The organism is Stenotrophomonas sp. TEPEL (genome assembly GCF_004348785.1).
Taxonomy (GTDB): Bacteria; Pseudomonadota; Gammaproteobacteria; order Xanthomonadales; family Xanthomonadaceae; genus Stenotrophomonas; species Stenotrophomonas indicatrix.
Genome location: NZ_QQXJ01000001.1, coordinates 2,558,300 through 2,568,647, shown reverse-complemented (window position 1 = coordinate 2,568,647; position 10,348 = coordinate 2,558,300). Strand labels below are relative to the sequence as shown.

Here is a 10,348-nt window from a genome sequence, read left to right as displayed (position 1 = left end):
GGCCGAAGCAACGGCCGAAGCAACGTCAAAAGCTGGTTTCCTGTGGGTTGGCGGGGTGGGTCCGGTTGAGGGGGCGTGAGCCGCATGGATGCGGCGACCGAGCTTACATGGACGTACTTGCAGCGTCCCCCTCAACCGGACCCACCCCGCCAACCCACAGGAAACCAGCTTTTGACGTTGCTTCGGCCGTTGCTTCGGCCTCTGCGGGTGCCGGGCGCAGCCCGGCCGAACTACAATCCCGCTCATGCTGAATTTCTCGAATGAACCTCGCCAGGGGCGCCTGTGAGCGGCCGCGGTGGCAACGAAGGCCAGGTGCGCATCATCGGTGGGCGCTGGCGCAATACCCGACTGCCGGTTCCGACCCTGCCGGGCCTGCGGCCCAGCAGCGACCGCGTGCGTGAGACCCTGTTCAACTGGTTGATGCCCAAGCTGGGCGGGGCGCGCGTGCTGGACCTGTTCGCCGGCAGCGGCGCGCTGGGCCTGGAGGCAGTCTCGCGCGGGGCCGCGCACGCCACCCTGGTCGAGCGCGACCCGCAGCTGGCGCGCAACCTGTCGGCGGCCGTGGCCAGACTGCAGGCGGGTGACGTCGTGACGGTCGCCCAGGCCGATGCGCTGCGCTGGCTGCAGGCCGCGCCGGCGCAGCAGGCGGATCTGGTGTTCATCGACCCGCCGTTCGCCGATGGCCTGTGGCAGGACGTGCTGGCCCAGCTGCCGCGGCACCTGGCCGCCGATGCCTGGCTGTACCTGGAATCGCCGGCCAGCCACGTGCCGGCGCTGCCCCCGGAATGGCTGCTGCACCGCGATGGCGGCACCCGCGAGGTGCGCTTTGCCCTGTACCGCCGCGCCGCTGCTACACTTTGACCTCATCTGAACATCTGCTACCGCCCATGACCGTGGCCAACCGCCGCATCGCCGTCTATCCCGGCACGTTCGACCCCATCACCAATGGTCATATCGACCTGGTGAGCCGGGCCGCGCCGCTGTTTGAAAAGGTCGTGGTGGGCGTGGCGCAGAGCCCCTCGAAGGGACCGGCCCTGCCGCTGGAGCAGCGCGTGCAGCTGGCGCGTGGCGCGCTGGGCCACCACAGCAACGTCGAGGTCATCGGCTTCGATACGCTGCTGGCACATTTTGTACGTTCGGTGCAGGGCGGTGTGCTGCTGCGCGGGCTGCGCGCGGTGTCCGACTTCGAGTACGAATTCCAGATGGCGAGCATGAACCGCCACCTGATTCCGGAGGTCGAGACCCTGTTCCTGACCCCGGCCGAACAGCACAGCTTCATCTCGTCCTCGCTGGTCCGCGAAATTGCACGCCTGGGTGGCGATGTGTCCGGCTTCGTGCCGGCCGCCGTGCTCGAGGCGCTGCGCAAGGTCCGCGAAGCGAAGTCGGCGCAGTCGTAAGCCCTGGCCAGCAGTAGATCCTGTAGCACCACGCATTCCATTACGCACACCAACACGCAACATTCCGGGAGGAAACCCATGAACAACACCATGCGCGCGATGCTGATCGCTTCGTTTGCCCTGGCTTTCACCGCCTGCAAGAAGGAAGAAGCCGCTCCGGTCGACGAAGCCAAGCAGGCGCTGGTCGCGCCGGCCAAGGAAGACGACGCAGGCTGGAAGAAGTACCTGCAGGAAGTGGCCATCCAGAACATGGGCAACATCACCAACAGCCCGTTCCTGTACTACCTCTCGCCGGAATCGGATCCGGACTTCCAGGCCAAGTACGAGCGCCAGACCGAAAGCGCGACCCAGGCCGTGGCCCGTGGCGTGCAGCCGGGCAACATGCTGGCCTTCGGTTCGTCGGCCTCGGGCAAGATGGCTGACATGATCCAGACCGTGTTCAAGGACGTCTCGCCGGATTCGATGAAGGGCGTGCGCGTCGTCTTCATCGGCCAGTCCGCCGACAACGCCCGCGTCCAGGCCGTGGTCCAGCCGACCGGTGCCGAGTACATCTTCGTCGAAGCCAAGTAAGACCGAGCCGAGGCGGTCGTGCTTCGGCGCGGCCCGGGCGGCGCCCTGCGATGGGCGCCGCTGATGACCTGACCGGCCCGCGCGCCCGCGCAGGCCGGTCCTTGTCCCAAGGCGCGGGCGTGGAGTATCGCCATGTCGCTGAAAATCAATGAGCTCTGCGTCAACTGCGACGTATGCGAGCCGGCCTGCCCGAACCAGGCCATCACGATGGGTGAAACCATCTACGTGATCGACCCCGCCCGCTGTACCGAGTGCGTGGGCCATTTCGACGAACCGCAGTGCGTGGTCGTCTGCCCTGTCGAATGCATCGACCCCGATCCGGACATCGTCGAAACCGAAATCGAGCTGCTGGCCAAGTTGCGCCAACTGCAGCACGATCATCCCGAACTCTATGCGGAGCCCCCATCCGAATGAAGTCGTTCGCCCGCCCCCTGTTGCTGCTCGGCCTGCTGCTGAGTTCCGTCGCCTGGGCTGATGCCCCGGTCCGTGCCGAGCGCCCCGATGGCGCGGCCATCGCCAGCGGCCACGCCCTGGCCACTCAGGCCGGTGTCGACATCCTGGCCCAGGGCGGCAATGCCTTCGACGCGGCGGTGGCGGTGTCTTCCACCCTGGCGGTGGTCGAGCCGATCAGCTCCGGCCTCGGTGGCGGTGGCTTCTTCCTGCTGCATGATGCGGCTACCGGCAAGGACGTGATGCTGGACGCGCGCGAGACCGCGCCGGCCGCGGCCACGCCGCAGGCCTTCCTCGACAAGAAGGGTGACCTGGACCGCGACCGCTCGGTCAACGGCCCGTGGTCGGCCGGTATTCCGGGCCTGCCGGCGGCGCTGGTCGAACTGTCGGCCAAGCACGGCAAGCTGCCGCTGTCAGCGTCGTTGCAGCCGGCGATCCGCATCGCGCGTGAAGGCTTCCCGGTCTACGACCGCATGGCCAAGGGCTATGCCTCGCGCCGTGAAGTGATGGAGCGTTATCCCGGTACGCGCGAGGTCTACCTGCGCAATGGCAAGCCGATCGCTACCGGTGACCTGTTCAAGCAGCCGGAACTGGCGCAGACCCTGGAGCGCCTGGCGGCCGGTGGCTTCGACGGCTTCTACAAGGGCCAGACCGGCAAGCTGCTGCTGGCCGGCGTGAAGCAGGCGGGCGGCAAGTGGACCGCCGAAGAGCTGGCCGGCTACCGCGTCAAGCAGCGCGCGCCGATCGTCTTCAACTACAACGGCTGGAAGATCACCACGGCACCGCCGCCGTCCTCCGGTGGCATCGCCCTGGCCAGCATGCTGCAGATCCTGGAAGGCTGGGACATCAAGCAGATGGATGCCGCGCACCGCACCCACCTGGTGGTCGAGTCGATGCGCCGTGCCTACCGTGACCGCACCTTCTTCCTCGGCGACCCGGATTTCGTGCAGATTCCGCAGAAGGTGCTGGCCAGCAAGGACTACGCGCAGGGCCTGCGCGCCACCATCCACCCGGAAAAGGCCACCCCCAGCGACCTGCTGTCGGGCAACCCGACGCCGCTGGAGGATGACGAGACCACCCATTTCTCGATCATCGACCGTGATGGCAACCGTGTCGGCGCCACCCAGACCGTCAACCTGCTGTACGGCTCGGGCCTGATTCCGAAGGGCACCGGCGTGCTGCTGAACAACGAGATGGACGACTTCGCGCTGAAGCCGGGAACGCCCAATGCTTTTGGCGTGATGGGCTACGCGGCCAACGCGCCGAAGCCGGGCAAGCGCATGCTCAGCTCGATGACGCCCACCTTCATGGAAAACGACGACAAGGTGATCGTGCTGGGCACGCCCGGTGGCAGCCGCATCATCACCATGGTGCTGCTGGGTATCCTGGGCTACGACGCTGGCCTGGATGCGCAGCAGGTCGCCGCGCTGCCGCGCTACCACCACCAGTGGCTGCCGGACCTGATCGAAGCGGAAAGCAATGCTTTCGACGCTGGCACCATCAAGCAGCTGCAGGCGATGGGCCACAAGATCGACCTGCCGGGCGAGGTCGCTGCCGGCGGCCGCGGTTCCAGCCACGTGTGGGGCAACCTGCAGACGGTGGAGTGGGACCGCAAGGCCAACAAACTGTTTGGCGGCAGTGACCCGCGCAACCCGGTCGGCAGTGCCCAGGTTGTGCCGGCTCCCTGAGCCGGCGATAGCGCCGGGCCATGCCCGGCGGACGCAAACCTGAGAACCCCGCCCGCAACGGCGGGGTTTTTCATTTTCCCACTAGCGATTATTTAACGAGCGGCCACCGATAATTGCGTCATGAAACTATGGTCGATCCGCGGTAACACCCAACGCCTGGATGGCGGTGCAATGTTCGGCAACGCGCCGCGCGCGTTGTGGGAAAAGTGGGCAGCACCGGATGAGCTCAACCGCATCGAGCTGGCCTGTCGTGCGCTGTTGGCGAGCCCGCTGGAGGGCAAGACGGTGCTGTTCGAAACCGGCATCGGTGCGTTCTTCGAGCCGCGCATGCGCGAGCGCTATGGTGTGCAGGAAAGCCAGCATGTGCTGATCGATTCGCTGCGCGAAGCCGGTTTCGAGCACGAAGACATCGACGTGGTGGTGCTCAGCCATCTGCACTTCGACCACGCTGGCGGCCTGTTGGCCGCGTGGCACGAAGGCCGTGAACCGGAACTGCTGTTCCCCAATGCGACGTACGTGGTCGGTGCGCAGCATTGGCAGCGCGCGCTGCAGCCGCACCCGCGCGATCGCGCCAGCTTCATTCCGGAGCTGCCGGGCCTGCTGCAGGCCAGTGGCCGCCTGGAAGTGGTGGACGGCGAGTATTCGAAGGTGCTCGGCCACAGCGTGCGTTTCAGCTACAGCGACGGGCACACGCCGGGGCTGATGCTGGCCGAGATCGTGGGGCAGGCACGCGCAGGCGAGGGGGCGCACGGCGGCGTGGTGTTCTGCGCCGATCTGATTCCGGGTCGCTCGTGGGTGCACGTGCCGATCACCATGGGGTACGACCGCAACGCCGAGCTGCTGATCGACGAGAAGCGGCAGTTCCTGGAAGACAAGCTGGCGCGCAACGTGCATCTGTTCTTCACCCATGATCCGCAGGTGGCGCTGGCGCAGGTCGGGCGGGATGAGAAGGGACGTTTCGTGACGCTGCATGAGCAGGGCGAACTGAAGGCGCGCGCGCTGGGGTGAGGTTGGCCGGCAGGGCTGCGCCCTGCACCTGCAGAGGCCGGAGCCGAAGCAACTGCAACAGCAACAGCGGGCTATCCGTGGGGGGCGGGGCGGTGTCGGTTTGCGGGGACGCCGCAAGTACGTCCTTGTAGGCTTGGCAGCCGCATCCATGCGGCTGACACCCCGCAATCCGACACCACCCCGCCGCTGACAGATTTTCGTGATCTGTCGGGGGTCGGATCCCGTTGCTGGGCAACGGGCTCTGACCCCATTCGACGGACAGGTTCCAAGTGAAGGTCAGTAGATCCACGCCATGCGTGGATGGGGCCTTTCTTCGCTGTTTTTTACGGTGCCTTGAGGCAGCTGCTCATGAAGGTCTTGCGGGCGTCGCCGGCGAGCTTTTGGGTGGCGGCGTCTGCGTTGCACTTCTTCATGCGCTCCTGCGGCGTGGCAGGGGTTGCCGGTGCGGCTGCGTGCGAACTCAGGCATGCGCTCTGCGCGGACTTGTAGGCGTCGCCTTTCAGCCCTTTGTTCTTTGCCGAACAGTCGGCCATTCGCTGCTGCTGTGGGGTGGCCGCGTTGGCGGCAATCGGGAGGCCGACCAGCAGGGCGGCGGCGAGCAGCAAAGAGGCTTTCATGGTGGCTCCAGGGCAGGGCGGGTGCGCGGAGCATTCGCCCGTCGCCGCAAAGCCGGCGTGAAGGTGCCTGGAGCCGGTGGAGCACTTCCTTTCGAAAGCGCTCCGACCCGGTCGATCTCAGCCCACGCGGGTACCGAAGATGCGGTCGCCGGCATCACCCAGGCCCGGCAGGATGTAGCCCTTGTCGTTGAGCTGCGCATCGATCGCGGCGGTGTAGATCTCCACGTCCGGGTGCACGGCCTTGACCGCTTCGATGCCCTCCGGCGCGGCAACCAGGAAGATGCCCTTGATCCGGCGGGCGCCGGCGCGCTTGAGCATGTCGATGGTGGCGATCAGGGTGCCGCCGGTGGCCAGCATCGGGTCGAGGATCAGCGCGTCGCGCTCTTCCAAGCGGCCGGTCAGGCGCTCGAAGTAGGGTACCGGCTGCAGGGTTTCCTCATCGCGCTGCAGGCCAACCACGCTGACACGGGCGGCCGGGATCAGCGACAGCACGCCGCTGAGCATGCCCAAGCCGGCGCGCAGGATCGGCACCACGGTGATCTTGGCGCCGGCGATGCGCTGCACGGTGACCGGGCCGGACCAGCCCGGCAGAGTGTGCGGCTCGGTCTCCAGGTCGGCGGTGGCCTCGTAGGCCAGCAGCGTGCCCAGTTCGTTGGCCAGTTCGCGGAAATCCTTGGTGCTGAGCGCGGCGTTGCGCATCAGGCCGATCTTGTGCTGCACCAGCGGGTGGCGCACTTCGACGATCTTCATGGGAGGGTCTGGCAGAAGGGGAGGTCCCCATTTTAAGCGGATTGCGCGGTGGTGCCGAGCCGGGTCCGGCAGGCCAGGCCCCACCGGTGTCATTCCCATGCAACCTGCCGGACATACCGTGCTGACCCAATCTTTACACCGTTGGGGATAGCTGTGCAGAAGAAGAACACGTTGGGCCTGGCAATCAGCCTCTCGCTGCTGGTGACGGCCAGCCCGTCAGTGCTGGCGGCCGAAAACGCTGCCGCTGCCGTGGCAGGGGGTGCCGCCGCAGCGACCGATCTGGACCGCATAGAAGTGCGTGCGCAGCTGGAATCGCAGGTGCGCGCGGTTGACCTCAAACGCAGCAGCGATGCCATCGAAGACGCCGTGTCCTCCGACGCGCTGGGCCAGTACCCGGACAAGAACGTGGCCGAGTCGCTGCAGCGCCTGCCGGGCATCAGCGTGACCCGAGACCAGGGTGAAGGCCGTTTCGTGGTGGTGCGTGGCCTGGATGCCAACCTCAACAGCGTCAGCGTCGACGGCATCGCCATCGGCACCCCGGAAGATTCCAGCCGTGCCGCGCCGCTGGATGTGATTCCGTCCGATTCGACCGAGCGCCTGCGCGTGGTCAAGTCGCCGACCCCGGACATGCCGGGCGACGCCATCGGCGGCGCGATCCTGGTTGAATCGGCCTCGGCCTTCGATCGTGACGGCCGCAGCCTGCGCGGCAAGATCGAAGCCAGCCACCAGCAGCTGTCCGGCGAAACCAGCCCGAAGGCGGCCTTCAACTACAGCGAAGTGTTCAACGACACCTTTGGCGTGGCGCTGGGCGTGAACTACCAGAAGCGCACGTTCGAATCGGACAACACCGAAGTGGAGTACGACGGCGAAGACGATGCCGCACCGGGCGACGTCACCGCGATCAACCTGCAGCACCGCAAGTATGAGATCGAGCGCAAGCGCATCGGCGCCAACCTCAACCTGGACTGGCGCCCGAACGAGGACAGCAAGTACTACCTGCGTGCGCTGTACAGCCAGTTCGACGATGCCGAAACCCGCCAGCGGGTGATCTTCAACTTCGATGACGCCAGGATGGTGAAGACCGGTACCGACCAGTACCGGTTGGACGGCATGCCGAAGGATTCCATCGACAAGCGCATGCGCTACCGCACCAAGGAAGAGAACACCTTCGCGGCCAGCCTGGGCGGCGAGAACACGCTGACCAACGCGGTGGTCGATTACAAGGTGGGTTTCACCCGCACCGAAGAGCGGGTGAACGATGAAATGGAGGCGCGCTTCAAGCTCAACGGCAAGGCCTTAAACGGTACGCTGGACCAGAGCAGCCGCCTGCCCAGCTACAGCTTCGACAATCCGCAGTGGCTGGACAACGCGAACTACGCGTTCGACCGCTTCGTGATTTCACCCAAGCAGGTGAACGACAAGGAGCACAGCGCACAGGTCAACGTGCGCTTCGACGGCGACAGCAGCAGCATCAAGTTCGGCCTGCTGGGGCGCTGGCGCGACCGCGACGTCAACGTCGACGAAAGCGAACTGCGCGTCGGCCCGAAGGTTGCCCTGTCCAGCTGGACCACCGGCTCTCCGGATCACCGTCACGGCACCCTGGGTGACGGCATGGATTCGGACGCGATGCGCGCCTACTGGGCGGCCAACCGTGGCCAGTTCAGCGCCCGCCCGCAGGATGTCGGCGCCAACGCGATGACCTCGCTGGAAGAAGACTACACCGCCAGTGAAGACATCTTCGCCAGCTACGCCATGGGGACCTGGGATGTCGGTGCGCTGCGCATCATCGGTGGCGTGCGTGTGGAGAACACCCGCTTCAAGGCCGAGGGCAACCAGGTCGATGTGGCGGCCAACGGCCGCAGCTACACCGTAACCCCGCGCGTGGCCAACAGCAGCTACACCAACGTACTGCCGGGCCTGCACCTGCGCTACGACGCAGCCGATGACTGGGTGCTGCGCGCCTCGGCCAACAAGACCGTTTCGCGCCCGTCCTTCGGCGATATCTCGCCGCGCGTCGGCTACAGCCGCGGCGACGAGGAAGTGCGCCTGGGCAATCCTGAGCTGGACCCGTACGAGTCGAAGAACATCGACCTGTCGGTGGAGAAGTACCTCGGCAGCACCGGCATCGTTTCGCTCGGCCTGTTCCACAAGTCCATCGACGGCTATATCGTCGAGACGGTGCGCACCAACGATCCGGCCTACGGTGGTTTCGACGTGACCCAGCCGATCAATGGCCGCAAAGCCACCGTGCGTGGTGCGGAGCTGAACTGGCAGCAGCAGCTGGCCTTCCTGCCCGCCGGCCTGGACGGCCTGCTGGTGGGCGCCAGCGGCACCTGGCTGGATACCGGATTCGACGCTGGCATCGAGGATCGCGCTGGTGAGGATTTCACCCTGCCGCGTGCCTCCAAGCACGTGTACAGCGCCCACATCGGCTATGAAAAGTACGGCCTGAGCACCCGTCTGGCGGCGGTGTACCGCAGCGAGTACCTGGACAGCATCGGCAAGGGCCGTGCGTTCGACATCTACGTCGCGCCCAACACCCAGCTCGACTTCTCGCTGGACTACAAGTTCAACGCGAACGTAAGCGTGTACTTTGAAGCGCAGAACCTGCTGGACAAGCCGTTGGAGCTGTACCAGGGCACGCGCTCACGCACCCTGCAGATGGAGGAGTATGGCCGCACCTACGCCGTCGGCCTGAAGGTGGCGCTGTGATGGCGCGTTGCATGACCCTGATGGCGGCCTCGCTGGCAGCCGTTCTTGCCGCCGGCTGCACGCCGGCGGCGGACAAGGCGCCGGCAGCGGCTGCAGCGACCGGCGCTGTGGCACCGGTCGAGCGCAACGTGGCGACCATCGCCGAGGCCTTCCTGACCCCGATGACCCCGGCCGACAACATCGATTCGCCCGCGTCCTGGCAGGCGCCGGATGGAAAGACCTGGCTGATCGCCACGGCCAAGGCCACCGACAAGCTGGTGGTCTACGACGGCAGCAACGGCCAGCACCTGCGCGACGTCGGCAGCACCGGCACCGGCCTGGGCCAGTTCGATCGTCCCAACGGCATCGCGGTGATCGATGACCTGCTGTGGATCGTCGAGCGCGACAACCACCGTGTGCAGGTGCTTTCGCTGCCGGACTTCACACCGTTGGCCACCTTCGGTGCCGACGATCTGCGCAAGCCGTACGGCCTGTGGGTGGACCGCCGTGCCGATGGCTACAGCGTCTACGTCACCGATTCCTGGGACAACGGCGAGGACGCGCAGGGCAAGGACATCCTGCCGCCGCTGGCTGAGCTGGACAAGCGCGTGCGCCAGTACCACGTGTCCCGCGATGGCACGAAGGTGCAGGCAACACTGTCGGCCAGCATCGGTGATACCAGCGAAGCCGGCGCGTTGCGTGTGGTCGAATCGATCTGGGGGGATCCGGCCAATGATCGCCTGCTGATCGCCGAAGAGGACGAAAGCTACGCCAGCGAATTCAAGGTCTACACCCTGGCGGGGCGCTTCACCGGCACCACCTTCGGCCGCGACGTGTTCAAGGCGCAGGCCGAAGGCGTGATGCTGCGTACCTGCGGCAAGGACGGCTGGTGGATCACCACCGAGCAGGGCAAGCAGCGCAGCGTGTTCCATCTGTTCGACCGCCATACGCTGAAGCCGGTGGGTGCGTTCCAGGGCAATACCGTGGCCAACACCGACGGCATCTGGATGATGCAGCAGCCGACGCCACGGTTCCCGCACGGCGCCCTGTATGCGGTGCACGATGACCAGGGCGTGGTGGCCTTCGACTGGGAGAGCATCGCCAGGCAGTTGGCCCTGCCGCTGGAGTGTGGCTCGTGAGCGCGCGTTTGGTGCGCCTGCTTGCGATCGGGCTGCTG

At 66.3% G+C, this 10,348-nt stretch carries 10 protein-coding genes; 8 read left to right on the top strand and 2 right to left on the bottom strand.

Going from position 1 to position 10,348, the window contains the following annotated elements:
* The first annotated feature begins 282 nt into the window (after positions 1-282).
* The 6 genes from rsmD to TEP_RS11545 all read left to right on the top strand — a co-directional run bounded on the left by rsmD (position 283) and on the right by TEP_RS11545 (position 5,113).
* Complete coding sequence (gene rsmD / locus TEP_RS11570) at positions 283-861, top strand: 16S rRNA (guanine(966)-N(2))-methyltransferase RsmD (RefSeq protein WP_093819966.1); 579 nt, start codon at positions 283-285, stop codon at positions 859-861.
* A gap of 26 nt (positions 862-887) precedes the next feature.
* Complete coding sequence (gene coaD / locus TEP_RS11565; protein WP_008267036.1) at positions 888-1,397, top strand: pantetheine-phosphate adenylyltransferase; 510 nt, start codon at positions 888-890, stop codon at positions 1,395-1,397.
* 78 nt (positions 1,398-1,475) lie between these two features.
* Positions 1,476-1,967, top strand: a complete 492-nt coding sequence (locus tag TEP_RS11560; protein ID WP_025878827.1) for a hypothetical protein — start codon at positions 1,476-1,478, stop codon at positions 1,965-1,967.
* A 132-nt stretch (positions 1,968-2,099) separates the two neighbouring features.
* Positions 2,100-2,381: a YfhL family 4Fe-4S dicluster ferredoxin gene (locus tag TEP_RS11555; protein WP_025878828.1), complete on the top strand. Its 282-nt coding sequence runs from the start codon at positions 2,100-2,102 to the stop codon at positions 2,379-2,381.
* Positions 2,378-4,105 (top strand): gamma-glutamyltransferase, encoded by a 1,728-nt coding sequence (gene ggt, locus TEP_RS11550; RefSeq protein ID WP_033830842.1) that lies wholly within the window; start codon positions 2,378-2,380, stop codon positions 4,103-4,105. The genes TEP_RS11555 and ggt overlap by 4 nt, the downstream gene beginning before the upstream one ends.
* A 120-nt stretch (positions 4,106-4,225) precedes the next feature.
* The gene (locus TEP_RS11545) at positions 4,226-5,113 is read left to right on the top strand and encodes an MBL fold metallo-hydrolase (protein WP_025878830.1); all 888 of its coding nucleotides are present in this window, start codon (positions 4,226-4,228) and stop codon (positions 5,111-5,113) included.
* A 323-nt stretch (positions 5,114-5,436) separates the two neighbouring features.
* Here TEP_RS11545 and TEP_RS11540 read toward each other — a convergent pair whose 3' ends face one another.
* Together TEP_RS11540 and upp are read right to left on the bottom strand one after the other, a co-directional pair.
* A complete protein-coding gene (locus tag TEP_RS11540) occupies positions 5,437-5,730 on the bottom strand; it encodes a PsiF family protein (protein ID WP_132825375.1) in 294 nt (97 codons plus the stop codon).
* Between the two features lie 117 nt (positions 5,731-5,847).
* The gene (gene upp / locus TEP_RS11535; protein ID WP_025878832.1) at positions 5,848-6,480 is read right to left on the bottom strand and encodes a uracil phosphoribosyltransferase; all 633 of its coding nucleotides are present in this window, start codon (positions 6,478-6,480) and stop codon (positions 5,848-5,850) included.
* Positions 6,481-6,633: 153 nt separating this feature from the next.
* On the opposite strand from upp, the gene TEP_RS11530 reads away from it, so the two are divergent.
* Both TEP_RS11530 and TEP_RS11525 read left to right on the top strand, forming a co-directional pair.
* Entirely contained in the window at positions 6,634-9,192 is a 2,559-nt protein-coding gene (locus tag TEP_RS11530) for a TonB-dependent receptor (RefSeq protein ID WP_132825374.1), read from the top strand.
* Entirely contained in the window at positions 9,192-10,310 is a 1,119-nt protein-coding gene (locus TEP_RS11525; RefSeq protein ID WP_132825373.1) for a phytase, read from the top strand. Before TEP_RS11530 ends, TEP_RS11525 begins: the two co-directional genes overlap by 1 nt.
* The last annotated feature ends 38 nt before the right edge of the window (positions 10,311-10,348 follow it).